We start from the raw sequence: 15,901 nt of genomic DNA, 5'->3' as shown, positions 1-15,901 counted from the left end.
AATGAGACGAGCGAAAATCGTCGCCACCCTCGGCCCGGCAACGTCGTCGTACGAGACCATTCGTGCGATCATCGACGCCGGCGTGGACGTGGCCCGCATGAACCTCAGCCACGGCAGCTACGACGTGCACGAGGGCATCTACCGCCTCGTGCGCAAGGCCGCCGAGGACTCCGGTCGCGCCGTCGCGATCATGGTCGACCTGCAGGGTCCCAAGATTCGCCTCGGCAAGTTCGAGGGCGGTCCGTACCCCCTCGCCGAGGGCGACGTCTTCACCATCACCACCGAGGACGTCCTCGGCACCAAGGAGCTCTCGGGCACCACGTTCAAGGGCCTGCCCGACGACGTGAACCCGGGCGACATGCTCCTGATCGACGACGGCAAGGTCGCGGTCCGCGTCACCGCCGTCGAGGGCCCCCGCGTCATCACCGAGTGCGTCGTCCCCGGCAACATCTCGAACAACAAGGGCATCAACCTGCCCGGCGTCGCGGTCAACGTGCCCGCGCTGTCGCAGAAGGACGAGGACGACCTCCGCTGGGCCATCCGCCTCGGTGCGGACATCATCGCGCTGTCCTTCGTGCGCAACGCCAGCGACATCGTCCGCGTGCACGAGATCATGGCGGAGGAGGGCCGCAAGGCCCCCGTCATCGCCAAGATCGAGAAGCCGCAGGCCGTCGACAACCTGCAGGAGATCATCGACGTCTTCGACGGCATCATGGTCGCCCGCGGCGACCTCGGCGTCGAGCTGCCCCTCGAGGCCGTGCCGATCGTGCAGAAGCACGCCGTCGAGCTCGCCCGCCGCTGGGCCAAGCCCGTCATCGTCGCGACCCAGATGCTCGAGTCGATGATCGAGAGCCCGCGCCCCACCCGCGCCGAGGCCTCCGACGTCGCCAACGCCATCCTCGACGGAGCCGACGCGGTCATGCTCTCCGGCGAGACCAGCGTCGGCGCCTGGCCGGTCGTCACCGTCCAGACCATGGCCCGCATCGTCGAGTCGACCGAGGAGCACGGGCTCGAGCGGATCCCCCCGCTCGGCAGCAAGCCGCGCACCCAGGGTGGATCCGTCACCCTCGCCGCCGCCGAGGTCGCCGAGTTCGTCGAGGCCAAGTTCCTCTGCGTCTTCACCGAGTCCGGCGACTCCGTCCGCCGCATGACGCGCCTGCGCCACGGCATCCCGATCATCGGCTTCACCCCCGAGCCCTCGGTCCGCCGCCGCATGGCGCTCAACTGGGGCGTCCAGTCCTACGTCACGCCCCGCGTGAACCACACGGACGCCATGTTCGCCCAGGTCGACGCCGTCCTCCTCCGCGAGAACCTCGCGAAGGCCGGCGACACCGTCGTCGTCGTCTCCGGGTCGCCCCCCGGACGCGCCGGCACCACCAACGACATGCGCGTGCACGTCGTCGGCTCCTCCAGCTCCTCCGAGCCGGTGGAGAACTGGGACCACTGAGTTCCTGCAGAAGGGCCCGGTCGCCAGCGCGGCCGGGCCCTTCTGCGACGGACTCCTCGTTCCTCGTCGTCCGTCGGCGGTCGGCTTGGCGACGGGGTGCGCTGGCAGGGGCCGGTCGCGTTCCGGGTACGACGATCCGCTGGCACGCGGATCGCCGGTGACCCTGCGGAGCCGCGGCCGGTCTGCAGGGGTGGCGACCCCTCCGGGGCGCCACGCTCCCGAGCGGGGGTGGGGGCTTCCGCTCCTGCTGATCGAGCGGCCGCGCAGCGGCCCCAGCACGCTGGTCGGACAGTCACGCGGCGGCCATCCATGCTGGTCGAGTAGCCGCGCAGCGGCGTATCGAGACCCACAGTCGCCAGCGCGTCGGGTGCAAGGGCCGCGGCCCCTTCGGGGCGCGAGCCACTCCATGCCGCCCGAGCAGTTGCCGAGGCTGGCCGGGCAGCCGTGGAGCGGCCCTTCAGAGGGCCGCGCCTTCCCTGCTGATCGAGTAGCGGCCCTTCGGGGGCCGGTCCCTCCATGCTGCTCGAGTAGCCGCGCAGCGGCGTATCGAGACCCGGCGTCGTCAGCTGGGCGGGTCTGCAGACTCGTCTTCGGGCGCGGGTGGATCTACTTGGAAGGGACACCCGCACACATGCTGGTCGAGTAGCCCCGCAGGGGCCTATCGAGACCCACCACCGCATGCACGTCGGCCTCTTCCCCGCCCTGCGCTGGCGCCGAAGGCGCCTCCTCCGTTCGATACGCCCGCTCCGCGGGCCACTCGGTCATGCTCACGCCCAACGCCGCGGTGCCGATCATCGGGGTCGCCGCCGCCGGTCCGGGGGCGGCTGCGGGCCGCGCTAGCGTGGGGGCATGCGACTCGGCGTGCTCGACATCGGCTCCAACACGGTCCATCTGCTGCTCGTCGACGCGCACCCGGGGGCGCGGCCCGTGCCGTACCGGTCGCACAAGCGCAGCCTTGCGCTGGTCGCCTACCTCGACGCCGCGGGCGACATCACCGAGGAGGGGCAGCGCGAGCTGATCTCCTTCGTCGCGGAGGCGCACGAGGTCGCCCGCCGCCACCGCGCGGAGGACCTGCTCGCCTTCGCCACCTCCGCGATCCGCGAGGCCGGCAACGGCGCCGCGGTGCTCGAGCGCGTCCGCACCGAGACCGGCGTGCACCTCCAGGAGCTCGGCGGCGAGGCCGAGGCGTCCGCGACCTTCCTCGCCGTGCGCCGCTGGTTCGGCTGGGGCGCCGGCTCGATCCTCGACCTCGACATCGGCGGCGGCTCGTTCGAGCTGTCGATGGGCGTGGACGAGGTCCCCGAGCTCGCCGTCTCGGTGCCGCTCGGTGCCGGCCGCGTCACCCGCGACCTCCTCGACGGCGACCCCGCCTCCGCCACGAGCGTCAAGGCCGCCCGCCGGCACGCCCGCGAGGTGCTCGCCGAACCCGTCCGCGCCTTCCTCTCCCTCGGCACCCCCGACCTCGTCGCGGGCACCTCGAAGACCTTCCGCTCCCTGGCCCGGATCACCGGCGCCGCCCCGAGCGCGGCCGGCCCGCTCGCCCGCCGGGAGCTTCACCTCGTCGACCTGCGGCTGTGGTCCTCCCGCCTCGCCGCGATCAGCGCGGCCGACCGCTCGGCGCTGCCCGGCGTCTCCGCACTCCGCGCCCCGCAGCTGCTGGCCGGCGCGCTCGTCGCCGAGGCCGCCATGGAGGCGCTGCACGTCGAGACGCTGGTGATCTGCCCGTGGGCGACCCGCGAGGGGCTGATCATCCGCCGCTTCGAGCTCCTCGACGCGCAGCTGCAGCGCGAGGAGCCTCAGCTGAGCGTGATGCTGTAGGAGAAGGCGCGCTGCTCGCCCGGGGCGAGCACGAACTGCCGCGGCTTGTCGACGATGTCGCCGTCCCAGCCCTCCGGCGTCGGCACGCTCCGCCACGGCTCGATGCAGACGAACGGCGCGCCGACCGGCTTCCAGACGCCGACGACGTCGAAGTCGCCGCTGTCGACTGCGATCGAGCGCGCGCCGTCGGCCTCGAGGGTCAGCGTGCGCCGGCGCGGCTCGTCGAAGATCAGCACGCCCTCCTCGAAGTGCGCGTCGTCCACCGTGAGCACGCCGTCCTCGAGCGGTGCCGGGTGGCGCTCGGCGACGAGGAGGTTCTCGGGAGCGCGGCGGAAGCCCTCCGGCTCGGGCTGCGCGAAGCGGATCCGGTGCTCACCGGTGGCCCCGGGAAGCGGCAGAGCGAACGCCGGGTGGTTGCCGACCGAGGCGCCGAGCGGCTCCGTGCCGCGGTTCTCGACGGTCTGCGTGATCCGCAGCGTCGATCCGGTCACCGCGTAGGCGATCAGCAGCGACCAGTCGAAGGGGAACACCGCGCGGGTCGCGTCGTCGCTGCGCAGCCGGAAGACGGCCTCGTCGCCACCGACGCCGGCCAGCTCGAAGACGCGGTCGCGCGCGAAGCCGTGCTGGCCCATCGGAAAGTCGCGGCCGTCGTGGTGCAGGGTGTCGCCCGGCAGCCGCCCAATGATCGGGAAGAGCACGGGAGCGTGCCGGCGCCACTCGGGCCCGGCCTGCCAGAGGTACTCGCGGTTCTCGGTGTCGCGGAGGGAGGTCATCTCGGCGCCCGCGGTCGTCAGCGCCACACGCAGCTCGTCGCTGCCGATCGCGAGGACGGTGGGCTCGGGGGAGTCGTTGCTGCTCATCCTCCGATTCTGCCGCTGACCCGGGCCGGCGCGGGGACCGGCGCCGCACCGACCGCGGATCGGTGTCGGACCGGCGTGACAGCATGGGGCGATGCCTCCCGAGAAGTCCGCCGCCTCCTGGCGCGCCCGCGTGGGCGAGCTCAGCGGCGGCGAGCCCGGAGAGCCGACTCCGACCCTCACGCCGATCGGCCTGCAGTTCGAGCTGCGCCGCCTCGTCCGGCGCGCCGACGACCCGTGGCGCGCGCCGACGAGTGAGCGCGTCACCGCGGCGACCTACGACCCCGCCGAGCGCGACGACCACCGTCTCGCCACCCGCCCGGTCGTGCCCGGCCGCGGCGGCGCCTGGAACCGCTCGACGCTCACCTGGAAGTCGCTGAACTTCCAGACCCACCGGCTCTCGCTCGATCCGGCGCATCAGCGCTGGTTCGCCGAGTTCGCCGCGCTGCACCGGGCCACCCGCACCGTGCATCTCGGCCAGGACCCGGACTGGATCCACCTCGACGACTACGAGAGCCCCCTGCTCTGGCGCCTGCTCGAGCAGGCGGAGGGCCTGCGCATCCCGCTGCTCACCACCGGCACGGGCGCTCTCGGGCGCTCCGCCTCGGCGCACGTCGCCCTGGTCGCGTCCGATCAGGCGGGCGCCCTGGAACTCACTCCCGTCCTCCGGCTCGACGCCGGCGAGCGACCGCTCGAGGCCGCCCGGCCGATCGCCCGGCACGGCGTCTACCTGGTGGAGTCCGGCGACCCGACCGCGCTGCTGCTCGCGCCGACCCCGCAGCCGCTCGACGAGGAGGAGCTGCGGCTGCTCCGCCATCCCGAGCCGACGGGCATCCCGGCGGAGGACGTCGCCGAGTTCCTGGCGGAGCACCTGCCGACCCTGCGCGGCCGCGTCGCTGTGCGGGGCGCGGACGCCGGGATCGAGCTGGACGAGCCCGAGCCGCCCCGGCTGGTCTGCACCGTCTCGTTCGAGCCGCGCCGCGTCGTCCGCGTCGGCTTCCACTGGCGGCGCAGCCCCGACCGGGCGCGCGAGCTCGACGGGGGCGGGGACGACGTGCTCGAGGACTCGATCCTCCGCCGCGCCCGGACCGTCCTGGCCGCCGCGCAGTCGGACGTCGTCCCCGACGTCGACCGGCCCGCGGTCCTGCGCGGCGCGGCGGCGGCGGTCTTCGTCGTCGAGCAGCTGCCGCTCCTCGAGGGCGTCGGCGGCGTGCGGATCGAGCGCGAGGGCAAGCAGCCCGACTACCGGCTGCTCAACGGGCCGCTCACGCTCACGCTCACCGCGGCCGACACCGAGAGCGCCGACTGGTTCGACCTTGGCGTCGTCGTCACGATCGGCGACGCGAGCGTCCCCTTCGGCCCGCTGTTCCGCGCGCTCGCGAACGGCGGCGACCGGATCCGGCTCGTCGACCACTCCTACCTCTCGCTCACGCACCCGGGCCTCGACCGGCTCCGCGAGCTGCTGCAGCGCGCCGACGAGCTGGAGGAGTGGGAGACCGGCCCGCGGATCGGCCGGCACCAGACCGCGCTCTGGGAGGAGCTGGACGAGCTCGCCGACGCGAGCACCGCCTCCGACGCCTGGAAGGACGTGCTCGAGAACGCTCTGGCGGCCGGAGCGCCGGTCGACGTCGAGCCGCCGGCCGGCCTCACCGGAGAGCTGCGCTCGTACCAGCGCGAGGGCTACTCCTGGCTCGTGCACCGCCACCGGCACGGGCTCGGCGGGATCCTCGCCGACGACATGGGGCTGGGCAAGACGCTGCAGACCCTCGCGATGATGCTCCAGGCGGTGGAGGAGGCGCGCGCCGCCGGAGTCCGCGCCGCGCCCTTCCTCGTGGTCGCGCCGACCTCGGTGCTGCCCGGCTGGCTCTCGGAGGCGGCCCGGTTCGCCCCGTCGCTCCGGGTCGCGGCGGTGACCAGCACCCGGGACGGGCGCGGCGACACCCTCGCCGCCCTGCCGGCCGATGTCGACGTCGTGGTCACCAGCTACGCGGTGCTCCGCCTGGCCGGCGAGCAGTGGGCCGAGCGGGAGTGGTCGGCGCTCGTCCTCGACGAGGCGCAGTTCGTGAAGAACCCGTCCTCGCAGGCGCACCGGGCCGCCCGCGGCGTCGGCGCGCCGATCACCCTCGCCCTCACCGGCACGCCGCTGGAGAACTCGCTCGACGAGCTGTGGGCGGTCCTCGCGCTGACCGCGCCCGGTCTCCTGCCGTCGCTGCGGCGCTTCCGGGAGGAGTTCACCCGCCCGATCGTGCACGCGGACGAGCCGGTCGGCATCGTCTCGCCGGACCTGTCGGCGGGGCGCACGGTCTCGCACTCCGAGGGAGCGCGGCGGCGACTCGACCGGCTGCGCCGCCGGATCCGCCCGTTCCTCCTGCGCCGGACGAAGGAGGCGGTGGCGCCCGAGCTGCCCGAGAAGCAGGAGCAGACCCTCGAGGTCACCCTCGCCCCGAGCCACCGGGTGCTGTACGACGGCTACCTGCAGCGCGAGCGGCGGAAGCTCCTCGGGCTGGTCGACGACCTCGACCGCCAGCGCTTCACCGTGTTCCGCTCGCTCACGCTGCTCCGGCTGCTCGCCCTGGACGCCTCGCTGGTCGATCCCGCGTACCGGCACGTGCCCTCCGCCAAGCTCGACGCGCTGATCGAGCAGCTCGACGACGTGCTGGCCGAGGGGCGCCGGGCGCTCGTCTTCAGCACCTTCACCTCGTACCTGGAGCGCGCGGCCGAGCGGCTGCGGCGGCGGGGGATCCCGTTCGTGCAGCTCGACGGCTCCACCCGCGACCGCGCCGCGGTGATCGACGAGTTCCGCTCCGGAGCCGCGCCGGTGTTCCTGATCAGCCTGAAGGCGGGCGGCACAGGGCTCACGCTGACCGAGGCCGACCACGTCTTCATCCTCGACCCCTGGTGGAACCCCGCCGCCGAGGCCCAGGCGGTGGACCGCGCGCACCGGATCGGCCAGGAGCGCCGGGTCAACGTCTACCGGCTGGTCGCGAAGGACACGATCGAGGAGAAGATCGTCCGGCTGAAGGAGCGCAAGGCTCGTCTGAGCACCGCGGTCCTCGACGAGGGCGAGCTGTTCGCACAGGCGCTCACCGCCGACGACCTGCGCGAGCTGCTGGGGGAGTGAGGCGGGCCCGGCGCCCCCGGCGTGATCCGAGGACCTCGGACGAGCCCGGCGGCCCGGGAACCTCCTGCCCTGTAGCACCCCTGGCGGAGTGAGGGAAGAGACGGTCGCACCCAGGATCCGAGCGCAGACTCGATGGATGAGTCGACGCCGTCCCCGCCCCCGCCCCGACTGGGTCGCCGCCCTCGAGACGGGCGACGACGCGGGCCTCTTCGGCCCCGGCAGCGCCGTCTGGGCCGTCAACGGCGCGATGCCGACGATGGTCGCCGGCGTCCGCGCGCTGCTGATGCAGACGCTGCACGCGGGCGCGATGGCCGGCGTGCACGACCACTCCCGCTACCGCGAGGACCCGATGGGCCGCCTCGACAACACCGTGCGCTGGGTGCTGACCACGAGCTTCGGCGACACCGCCACCGCCTCCGGAGCCGCCCGCTGGGTCGCCGGCGTGCACGAGCGGATCGTCGGCACCTATCAGGACGCCGCCGACGTCGAGCGGCACTACTCGGCCCAGGATCCGCGGCTGCTGCTCTGGGTGCACGACGCCTTCACCGACGCGTTCCTCGGCGCGCACGAGCTGTGGGGCGGTCCGATCCCGGGCGGTGCCGACGCCTACGTCCGCGAGTGGGCCGCGTCCGGTCGCCTGCTCGGGGTCGAGAAGCCGCCCGAGAGCGTCACCGAGCTGCGCGAGCAGCTGGCCGGGTTCGCGGGCGAGCTGCGTCCCGACGAGCGCGTGCACGAGGCGGTCGAGTTCCTCCGGACGGTGAAGCTCCCCGGGGAGGCCGGCGTGATCTACCCGCTGCTCTTCGCCGGCGCCACTGCCTCGCTGTCGCCCGAGGTGCGCCGCCTCCTCGGCCTCCGCCGCCCGTGGTGGCCCGCGATCACCGCGACCCGCCTGCTGATGCGCTCCCTCGAGCTGTACCTCGGCCGCGTCTCGCCCAGCGAGCGCGCCGCGCGCACCCGCCTCGGTCGCCTCGCCGCGACCCGCACCGCCGCGAGCTGACCCGGGCTCGGACTCCGCCGCTCTGCCACGGCCCGTTCCGCGCACCTCCGGCTCGCGGAATCGCTCCCGGCACGCCGGAACCGCTGGTTTCCGCGTGCCGAAACCGCTTCCACGAGCCGGAGATGGCGCGCGGAGCAGCCGACTGCCCGTTCGGCTCGCAGAATGACGTCCGGCACGTCGGATCGGCTCGTTCCCGCGTGCCGAAGCCGGTCTCGCGAGCCGGAGGTGGCCCGGCGAGTGGCCGCGTACCCGTTCGGCTCGCGGAATCACGTCCGGCACGTCGGATCGGCTCGTTCCCGCGTGCCGAAGCCGGTTTCGCGAGCCGGAGGTGGTGCGGCGAGTGGCCGCGTACCCGTTCGGCTCGCGGAATCACGTCGGGCACGTCGGACCAGCTCGTTCCCGCGTGCCGAAGCCGGTTTCGCGAGCCGGAGGTGGCCCGGAGAGCGGCCGGGCGCACGTTCGGCTCGCCGAATCACGTCCGGCACGCCGGAACTGCTCGATTCTGCATGCCGAAGCCGGTTCCGCGCGCCACACGCGATGGCGCGAGCAGCCGTGCACGCCTCCGGCACGCTGAAACGCGTCGGGCACGACGGATCCACCGGATCCCGCGTGCCGAACCGCTTCTCGCGAGCCGGAGCCGACCGCCGCACCAGTTCTCCCGGCTTTCCGAACACCTGTCCGGGAAGTGGTAGACTGCCGGAGATGTCTTCCGCTCGAGCCGCCTCTCCGCACGGAGTGGAGGCGCCCGTCACCCCGGGGCCCGCGTCGGCCGATCCGCGCACGCGCCGCACCCGCCGCCGGGTCTTCGACGCGGTCGAGCGGCTCGTCATGCAGACCGACGGCGGCCGTGCCGAGGGCATCGCGGTCAGCGACATCGTCCGCGAGGCCGGCATCAGCCGCAGCTCGTTCTACTCGCACTTCGAGGACGCGGCGGCCGTCGCCTCCGCCCTCCTCCGCGAGGACCTCGTCGTCGCGGACGTCGCCGCTCCCGACCCCGCGGACCGCACCGGCGCCCGCGCGCTCCGGCGCGGCTACGTCCGTCTCGTCGACCGGCTGGTCGACCGGCACGCCTTCCACGCCCGGCTCCGCGCCCGCGCCTCGGCCCGCGTCGCCTCGGACGACGCCGTCCTCGACACCGTGCTCGCCCTCCACCGCGAGGTGCTCGCCCGCGTCGACGCCCCCGCCGGCGTCGATCCCGAGCTGACGGCGACCTTCGCGGCCGGCGGCGTGCTCGCCGTGGTCGGCGCCTGGCTCGCCGGCGGCCTCGACGGCACCGACGAGGAACTCGTCGAGCAGCTCGTCACACTCCTCCCGCCCTGGTTGGCCGACGCGCCGCTGCGGGCCCCGGACTCCTCCTCCCTCCCACCACGCCCCACGATGAAAGGCACGACATGATGACATTCGAGGTCGGCGAGACCCTGGTCTACCCGCACCACGGAGCGGTGACGATCACCGGGCTCGAGAAGCGCTCGGTCAAGGGCGTCGAGAAGACGTTCATGACGATGAACGTGCACACCAGCGAGCTCACGATCACCCTGCCCGTCGAGAACGCCGAGCTCGTGGGGGTCCGCGAGATCATCGACGACGCCGGCGTGCAGGCCGTCTACGACGTGCTCCGCAGCGACGTGGCCGAGGAGGCCAGCAACTGGTCGCGCCGGTTCAAGGCCAACCAGGAGAAGATGGCGAGCGGCAGCGTCTACCGCGTCAGCGAGGTCGTCCGCGACCTGTGGCGCCGCGAGCAGGCCGGCGGAGTCTCGGCCGGCGAGAAGCGCATGCTGCTGAAGGCCCGCCAGATCCTGGTCTCGGAGCTCTCGCTCGCGCTGAAGGCCACCGACGAGGAGGCCTCCGCGAAGCTCGACGAGGTCCTCGCCTCGGCGATCTGATCCGCCCCGACGGCGCGTCCATCCTCCGGGGCGGGCGCGCCGTCGGCGTCTCCGCGCCCCGGTTCGCCCCCGTCGTCAGCCGTCCTAGGCTGGTGGAGCCGGCCGGACGCGGTCGCGCGCAGGAGAGCGGACGGGAGCGCGGTCGATGACGGCATCGGACGAGGCGACGAGCGCCGCCGCCGCGCTGCAGGAGCTGCTCGCGCAGACCGTCGTCGAGCTCGAGCTCCGCGGTGTGCCCGATCAGGCCCTCGCCGAGCTCCGCCGGCCGCGCGCGATCCTCGGCTTCCGCCGCGCGCCCGTGATGGCCCCGGTCACCCGGGCCTGGCGACTCGGTGTCCTGCTGCTCGGGCACGACGGCGACGTCTTCGCGACCGGCTCTGTGACCCGCTCCGTCGCGCCGCTGCACGCCAACAACCAGTCGGAGTCGCAGGAGGCGCGCCGGGAGATCCGCAAGGCAGCCTTCGACGGACCCTTCCAGGAGGGCGAGATCGTCAACCACGGCTGGCGGCGCCTGGCGATCGACGCCGACAGCCTCGCCGACGGTCAGGAGCCGCTGTCGCTCCGGGGCGACCGGGTGGTGGTCCGCTGGGCACCCGGCCTGGGCGAGCAGGGCTTCATGCCGCTCGAGCGCTACCTCGCCGACCGGCTCGACCTGCTCGACGGGGCGTAGGAGCCGACCGCTCCGGCCGGCTCCGCCGCATCACTCCGCCGTATCACTCCGCCGCGTCACTCCGAAGCGTCACTCCTCTTCGGCGACCGGGTGGAACCACGGCGGGTAGACCGCGACGCGGGGAGAGGCTCCGCTGTTCTCGAACATCGCCTTGACCTTGTTCTTCATGGTGACCGACGGCACGCCGACGACGGCGATCTCCTCGATCGGGAAGCGGTCCGGCACGAGCGCCTCGGCGCTGCGCAGCGCGGGCTCGTCGACGAGGAGCCGCGCGAAGGTGCGCACGAGCGCGTCGCCCTCGGTGAAGCGGGTGAGCACGTGAGAAGCGTCGCCGTCGCTCAGCACGGGCGCGGAGGACAGCGAGCCGACCAGGACGACGAACTGCGACGCGGTGGTGGTGTGCGCGCGGGGCGACCAGTGCGGGAGCACGCGGTCGCCGCGGAGGTCGGCCCAGAGCGCGGCGTCGGGGGAGAGGAAGAACGGCACGTAGCCCGCGACGCTGACCCCGTCCTTGACCTGGACGGCGCGGCGGTGCTCGCGGGTCGTCTCGGCGCTGACGTCGACCGCGGGGCGGCCCTCGAGGTTCTGGTCGGCCAGGACGGCGCCGGCGGCGACGATCGCCTCGAGGTTGTCGAGGTGGGTCACGTGGTAGATGCGCTGCGCGGTGATGTCCACCTGCGGGAGCGGCTTCTCGCGGGCGGTGCCGCGGGCGGCGGCGCGAGCGGTGGCCGCGCGGGACGTGCCGGGCACGCGCACCGGAGCCCGGGTGCGGCCCTGCGGCTCGGGGAGCTTGGCGGGGGAGCAGACGTCGCAGAGAGCGATGTCCAGACCGTGGATGCATTCTTCGGGCACGCGTGTAATCCTTCTGCGCGCGGTCTCGGGATTCCGGCGCAAGGTCGACGTTACGCGACCGCGGCGACCCCGTGCCGTCCCGGCGGTGATCCGCGGACCTCCGACGTGCCCGGCCGCGCATCGCCTGGGAGCGGGAGAGGCGCCGCCGCCCGCCCGCGTAGCGTGGGCCGGATGAAGCGCACACCCCCCGCCGAGGGACAGGAATCCGTCTGGGACTACCCGCGACCGCCCAGGGTCGAGCCCACCGCCGAGCACGTCGTGGTCCGGCTCGGCGGCGTCGTCGTCGCCGACACCCGGGAGGCGTTCCGCGTCCTCGAGACCAGCCACCCGCCCGTCTACTACCTGCCGCGCAGCGCGTTCGCGGAGGGCGCGCTCGAGCCCGCCCCCGGTCGCAGCATCTGCGAGTTCAAGGGCGCGGCCTCCTACCTGACGGTCCGCGGCGGCGCGGCGGTCGCCGAGGCGGCCGGCTGGATCTACCCCGAGCCGATGCCGGGCTTCGAGCAGCTCGTCGACACGGTCGCGCTCTACCCGGGGCGGATGGACTCCTGCACCGTCGACGGGGAGAGCGTGCAGCCGCAGCCGGGGGACTTCTACGGCGGCTGGATCACGTCGCGCGTGGTCGGTCCGTTCAAGGGCGCGCCGGGGACGATGTTCTGGTGACGCTCCGGCGGCTCCGGCGTAACGCCGGGTAACCGCCCGACGCGCCGCCCGCCTCCTCTGCCACGGTGGTGCCCACTGCCGGAGGGCGGGCACGAGGGAGGCGGATCATGGCACGGCACGGGCACGCGAGCGAGGACGGCTGGGGCTTCTCGACCCGGCAGCTGCACGCTGGAGCGGTCGAGGACGCGCTGCACGCGCGGCGCACCCCGATCTACCTCACGGCCGGCTTCAGCTTCGACTCCTTCGACGAGGCGCGCGATCGCTTCGCAGGCGCGGACGGCTACACCTACACCCGGGTCGGCAACCCGACCACCGACGCGGTCGAGCGCCGCCTCGCCGCCCTCGAGGGCGGCGTCGAGGCGCTCCTGGTCGGCAGCGGCCAGGCGGCCGTCTCGGTCGCCCTGCTCGCACTCGCCTCCGCGGGCGACCACGTGGTCGCCGCCGCGAGCCTCTACGAGGGCACCCGCAACCTCCTGCTGGAGAACCTGGCCCGCCTCGGCGTCGGCGCCACGTTCGTCGAGGACGCCGACGACCCGCTCGCCTGGGCCGCCGCGATCACTCCGCGCACCCGCGCCGTCCTGATCGAGTCGATCCCGAACCCGCGCAACGACGTGGTGGACGTCCGGCTCGTCGCCGAGGTCGCGCACCGCGCCGGCGTCCCCGTCGTCGTCGACAACACCTTCGCGACCCCGTACCTCCTCCGCCCGCTGAAGCACGGGGCCGACATCGTCGTGCACTCGGCGAGCAAGTTCCTGGCCGGCCACGGCGCCGTCATCGCCGGCGTGATCGTCGACGGCGGCCGCTTCGACTGGCGCACGCCGCAGTACCCGCACCTCGCCGCGGCGATCGAGCGCGGCGGCGACCCCGAGCACGCCTTCGCCGACTACGCCCGCCACGTGGTCGCCGGCCGGATGGGGCCGACCGTCTCGCCGCTCACCGCTTTCCTGCTCGAGCAGGGGCTCGAGACGCTGTCGCTGCGGGTCCGCCACCAGTCGCGCAGCGCCCTCGCCGTCGCGCGCTGGCTGGAGGAGCGGCCCGAGGTCGCGAGCGTCGACTACAGCGGACTCGCCTCCAGCCCCTCACACGCGCTCGCCCGCCGCCTGCTGCCGCTCGGGCAGGGCTCGGTCTTCTCCTTCACCCTGCATGGCGGGGAGGAGGCGGCGCGCCGCTTCTCGGACGCGCTCGGCCTCTTTACCCGGATGACCCACCTCGGCGACGTCCGCTCGCTCGTGCTGCACCCGGCCTCGACCACGCACGTCGGCCGCACGGCCGAGCAGCTCGCGGCCGCGGGGATCGGCCCCGGTCTGCTGCGGCTCTCGATCGGCATCGAGGACGTCGAGGACCTCCTCGCCGATCTCGAGCTCGGGCTGCGCGCCTCGGCCGTCCGGCCGCTCGTGCTGGCGGAGGCGTCGTGAGCCGGCCGCAGCACTTCGCCTGGTTCCTCTCACGCGGCTTCGGCCCGCAGGCCTGGGGGCAGCCCGGCTGGGAGTGGGACCACTCCTGGACGACGGCCGAGGTCTACCGGCGCAGCGCCCGTGAGCTCGAGCAGGCCGGCTTCGACCTCGTGATCATCGAGGACGCGCTCTCCCTCGGGAACGCGAGCACCCTCGACCTCCGCATCCGCCGCGCCTACGGCGGGCCCAAGCACGATCCCCTGCTGCTCGCGCCGTCGCTCTTCGAGGCGACGCAGCATCTCGGCGTCGCGCCGACCGTGAATCCGATGGCCTACAGCCCGTATCAGGCGGCGCGCCAGTTCGCCACGCTGCAGCACCTCAGCGGCGGCCGGCTCGGGCTCAACGTCGTGACCGACGTCGGCAGCAGCCGGCACTTCGGCCTCGAGCCGCTCCCGCACGACGGCGCGTACGACCGCGCGCACGAGTGGCTCGACTCGCTGCGCGAGCTGTGGCGCAGCTGGGACGACGGCGCGCTGATCCAGGACGAGGCGACCGGCCGCTTCGCCGACGGCGACCGGCTGCACGCCCTGCAGCATCGCGGGACGCACTACTCCTTCGACGGCCCTCTGAACGCGCTGCCGTTCGGCACCGGGTCCTCCTCGGGGGCCGCCGCGGGGCCGGGCGAGCCGGTCATCGTCTCGCCCGGCGGCTCGCCGCGCGGCATCGACTTCGCCGGCGCGCAGTCCGAGATCCAGCTGGCCCTCGCCTCGCTCGACACCGCGACGGTGCGCGCCTACCGCGAGCGGGCCCGCGCCGCGGCCGCCGCGCACGGCCGGAACCCCGACGACCTCACCATCCTCTTCGTCTTCAAGCCGATCATCGTCTCGAGCCAGGAGGAGGCGCAGCGCCTCGTCGACGCCTCCGCCCACCCCGACGACGCGGCGCTGCTCACCGCCGCGGCCGCCTGGTCGAGCGACCTCGAGACCGACCTGACCGCGCTGGACCTCGACCGACCGGTCGACCCGTCGGTCTTCGGCGAGCACGTCTCGCGCGGCAGCATCGCCGGCCTCTACGGCGGTGCCGACGAGGACGCCCCGCTGCGCGCCCTGCTCACCGCGAAGGCCCGGCTCGGCCTGATCGCCGATCGCAGCGGAGTGGTGGGGACCGCGGAGGAGGTCGCCGATTTCGTCCAGGAGCTCGGCGACGACGCGGACAACGACGGCTTCGCGTTCTCCGGCGACTTCCACCCGGTGACGCTGCACCGGATGCTCGACGAGCTGGTGCCGATCCTGCGCCGCCGCGGGATCCTGCGGCGGGAGTACCCCGGGGGTGGCCTACGGGGGAGCCTCGCGGAGTTCTGAGCCGCTCGGCCCGGTCGGTTCTCGCTAGGAGTCCGCCGCCGGCTCGGCGATCAGGAGCGCGCGCGCCTCGTCGAGACCGGTCACCTCGAGCTCCCACTCCGGGCGGCGGAACGTCTCGGGCGTGACGCGGAACCGGATCTCCTCGACCGCCACTCCGTCGGCGCCGACCGTGCGCTGCGTGCCGTTGAACTCGTAGCCGAGCCCGGACGACACTCGGATCGACGCTGTGTTCCACGCCTGCGCGCTGCTCTCCGCCACCTCCGCGCCGAGGTGCTCGAAGGCGAGCAGCAGCGCCGCCGCCCGCATCTCCCGGCCGAGGCCGCGGCCCTGCGCCGCGCGCGTGAGCCACGAACCTGAGGAGACGGTGCGCCGCGCCGCGAACTCGTCGGCGAGCAGGTCCTGGCAGCCGATCACCGCGCCGTCCTCGACGATCGCGAAGGCGACGCGCCAGGAGTCCGGCCGCGTCGCCGCACGGAGCGACCACTGGTAGCGGGCGAGATCGGCGGGCAGCTGCTCGGCGGGCGCCTCGGCCCAGGCCGCGGGGAACGGCGAGCGGCCGGGCTCGTGGATCCCGGCGACGGCGGCCGCGGCGAGGGCCGGCAGATCGGCGTCGCGGACCGGGTGCAGCTCGAGGCGCGGCGTGCGCAGCACGAGGGAGAAGAGCGGCCAGGCCGCGGAGGAATCGTCCATCCGACGACGCTAGCGAAGCGGCGACGCGCGCGGGGCGCCTGCGGTACCGGTGGTGGGACTCGAACCCACAAGCCCTCTCGGACAGAGCATTTTGAGTGCCCCGCGTCTGCCATTCCGCCACACCGGCTCATCACGAGCCTGTCGAGAATAC

At 73.9% G+C, this 15,901-nt stretch carries 13 protein-coding genes and 1 tRNA gene; 10 read left to right on the top strand and 4 right to left on the bottom strand.

The features are described from left to right. Nucleotide 1: 1 nt before the first annotated feature. Nucleotides 2–1,447 carry a pyruvate kinase gene (gene pyk, locus EDF35_RS12500; RefSeq protein ID WP_123446241.1) on the top strand — a complete coding sequence of 482 codons (1,446 nt, stop codon included), beginning with the start codon at nucleotides 2–4 and terminating at the stop codon, nucleotides 1,445–1,447. A gap of 849 nt (nucleotides 1,448–2,296) precedes the next feature. Further along, nucleotides 2,297–3,265 (top strand): Ppx/GppA family phosphatase, encoded by a 969-nt coding sequence (locus tag EDF35_RS12495; protein ID WP_133962548.1) that lies wholly within the window; start codon nucleotides 2,297–2,299, stop codon nucleotides 3,263–3,265. Here the strand turns inward: EDF35_RS12495 and EDF35_RS12490 are convergent. Then, complete coding sequence (locus EDF35_RS12490; protein WP_133962547.1) at nucleotides 3,244–4,125, bottom strand: aldose 1-epimerase family protein; 882 nt, start codon at nucleotides 4,123–4,125, stop codon at nucleotides 3,244–3,246. The genes EDF35_RS12495 and EDF35_RS12490 overlap by 22 nt on opposite strands. 91 nt (nucleotides 4,126–4,216) lie before the next feature. On the opposite strand from EDF35_RS12490, the gene EDF35_RS12485 reads away from it, so the two are divergent. The 5 genes from EDF35_RS12485 to EDF35_RS12465 all read left to right on the top strand — a co-directional run bounded on the left by EDF35_RS12485 (nucleotide 4,217) and on the right by EDF35_RS12465 (nucleotide 10,793). After that, complete coding sequence (locus tag EDF35_RS12485) at nucleotides 4,217–7,243, top strand: DEAD/DEAH box helicase (protein ID WP_133962546.1); 3,027 nt, start codon at nucleotides 4,217–4,219, stop codon at nucleotides 7,241–7,243. 136 nt (nucleotides 7,244–7,379) lie between these two features. Then, a complete protein-coding gene (locus EDF35_RS12480) occupies nucleotides 7,380–8,240 on the top strand; it encodes an oxygenase MpaB family protein (RefSeq protein ID WP_133962545.1) in 861 nt (286 codons plus the stop codon). A gap of 702 nt (nucleotides 8,241–8,942) precedes the next feature. Further along, the gene (locus EDF35_RS12475) at nucleotides 8,943–9,635 is read left to right on the top strand and encodes a TetR/AcrR family transcriptional regulator (protein WP_133962544.1); all 693 of its coding nucleotides are present in this window, start codon (nucleotides 8,943–8,945) and stop codon (nucleotides 9,633–9,635) included. Beyond that, complete coding sequence (locus tag EDF35_RS12470; RefSeq protein WP_123446565.1) at nucleotides 9,635–10,123, top strand: CarD family transcriptional regulator; 489 nt, start codon at nucleotides 9,635–9,637, stop codon at nucleotides 10,121–10,123. The genes EDF35_RS12475 and EDF35_RS12470 overlap by 1 nt, the downstream gene beginning before the upstream one ends. A 145-nt stretch (nucleotides 10,124–10,268) precedes the next feature. Next, nucleotides 10,269–10,793: a hypothetical protein gene (locus EDF35_RS12465; protein ID WP_133962543.1), complete on the top strand. Its 525-nt coding sequence runs from the start codon at nucleotides 10,269–10,271 to the stop codon at nucleotides 10,791–10,793. 69 nt (nucleotides 10,794–10,862) lie between these two features. Here the strand turns inward: EDF35_RS12465 and EDF35_RS12460 are convergent, their stop codons facing one another. Next, nucleotides 10,863–11,645: a DarT ssDNA thymidine ADP-ribosyltransferase family protein gene (locus tag EDF35_RS12460; RefSeq protein ID WP_159422559.1), complete on the bottom strand. Its 783-nt coding sequence runs from the start codon at nucleotides 11,643–11,645 to the stop codon at nucleotides 10,863–10,865. A 171-nt stretch (nucleotides 11,646–11,816) separates the two neighbouring features. Between EDF35_RS12460 and EDF35_RS12455 the strand changes: the two genes are divergently transcribed. The 3 genes from EDF35_RS12455 (at nucleotide 11,817) to EDF35_RS12445 (ending at nucleotide 15,060) form a co-directional block, all read left to right on the top strand. Continuing rightward, entirely contained in the window at nucleotides 11,817–12,305 is a 489-nt protein-coding gene (locus tag EDF35_RS12455) for a DUF427 domain-containing protein (protein ID WP_133962541.1), read from the top strand. A gap of 107 nt (nucleotides 12,306–12,412) precedes the next feature. After that, nucleotides 12,413–13,720 (top strand): PLP-dependent transferase, encoded by a 1,308-nt coding sequence (locus EDF35_RS12450; RefSeq protein ID WP_133962540.1) that lies wholly within the window; start codon nucleotides 12,413–12,415, stop codon nucleotides 13,718–13,720. After that, nucleotides 13,717–15,060 carry an NtaA/DmoA family FMN-dependent monooxygenase gene (locus tag EDF35_RS12445; RefSeq protein ID WP_133962539.1) on the top strand — a complete coding sequence of 448 codons (1,344 nt, stop codon included), beginning with the start codon at nucleotides 13,717–13,719 and terminating at the stop codon, nucleotides 15,058–15,060. The genes EDF35_RS12450 and EDF35_RS12445 overlap by 4 nt, the downstream gene beginning before the upstream one ends. A gap of 24 nt (nucleotides 15,061–15,084) precedes the next feature. On the opposite strand, the gene EDF35_RS12440 is transcribed toward EDF35_RS12445, so the two are convergent. Both EDF35_RS12440 and EDF35_RS12435 read right to left on the bottom strand, forming a co-directional pair. Further along, nucleotides 15,085–15,750, bottom strand: a complete 666-nt coding sequence (locus EDF35_RS12440; RefSeq protein WP_133962538.1) for a GNAT family protein — start codon at nucleotides 15,748–15,750, stop codon at nucleotides 15,085–15,087. Nucleotides 15,751–15,794: 44 nt separating this feature from the next. Continuing rightward, a tRNA-Leu gene (locus tag EDF35_RS12435) sits at nucleotides 15,795–15,877 on the bottom strand. Nucleotides 15,878–15,901 lie beyond the last annotated feature (24 nt).

Origin of the sequence: Rathayibacter sp. PhB151, assembly GCF_004366415.1 — a bacterium.
GTDB classification, from domain to species: Bacteria; Actinomycetota; Actinomycetes; order Actinomycetales; family Microbacteriaceae; genus Rathayibacter; species Rathayibacter festucae.
This window is presented reverse-complemented; position numbering and strand designations above follow the sequence as displayed.

What these genes read in the sequence shown, in the direction of transcription:
- pyk (WP_123446241.1), top strand. Translation starts at nt 2, where the DNA reads ATGAGACGAGCGAAAATCGTCGCCACCCTCGGCCCGGCAACGTCGTCG.
- EDF35_RS12495 (WP_133962548.1), top strand. Translation starts at nt 2,297, where the DNA reads ATGCGACTCGGCGTGCTCGACATCGGCTCCAACACGGTCCATCTGCTG.
- EDF35_RS12490 (WP_133962547.1), bottom strand. Translation starts at nt 4,125, where the DNA reads ATGAGCAGCAACGACTCCCCCGAGCCCACCGTCCTCGCGATCGGCAGC.
- EDF35_RS12485 (WP_133962546.1), top strand. Translation starts at nt 4,217, where the DNA reads ATGCCTCCCGAGAAGTCCGCCGCCTCCTGGCGCGCCCGCGTGGGCGAG.
- EDF35_RS12480 (WP_133962545.1), top strand. Translation starts at nt 7,380, where the DNA reads ATGAGTCGACGCCGTCCCCGCCCCCGCCCCGACTGGGTCGCCGCCCTC.
- EDF35_RS12475 (WP_133962544.1), top strand. Translation starts at nt 8,943, where the DNA reads ATGTCTTCCGCTCGAGCCGCCTCTCCGCACGGAGTGGAGGCGCCCGTC.
- EDF35_RS12470 (WP_123446565.1), top strand. Translation starts at nt 9,635, where the DNA reads ATGACATTCGAGGTCGGCGAGACCCTGGTCTACCCGCACCACGGAGCG.
- EDF35_RS12465 (WP_133962543.1), top strand. Translation starts at nt 10,269, where the DNA reads ATGACGGCATCGGACGAGGCGACGAGCGCCGCCGCCGCGCTGCAGGAG.
- EDF35_RS12455 (WP_133962541.1), top strand. Translation starts at nt 11,817, where the DNA reads ATGAAGCGCACACCCCCCGCCGAGGGACAGGAATCCGTCTGGGACTAC.
- EDF35_RS12450 (WP_133962540.1), top strand. Translation starts at nt 12,413, where the DNA reads ATGGCACGGCACGGGCACGCGAGCGAGGACGGCTGGGGCTTCTCGACC.
- EDF35_RS12440 (WP_133962538.1), bottom strand. Translation starts at nt 15,750, where the DNA reads ATGGACGATTCCTCCGCGGCCTGGCCGCTCTTCTCCCTCGTGCTGCGC.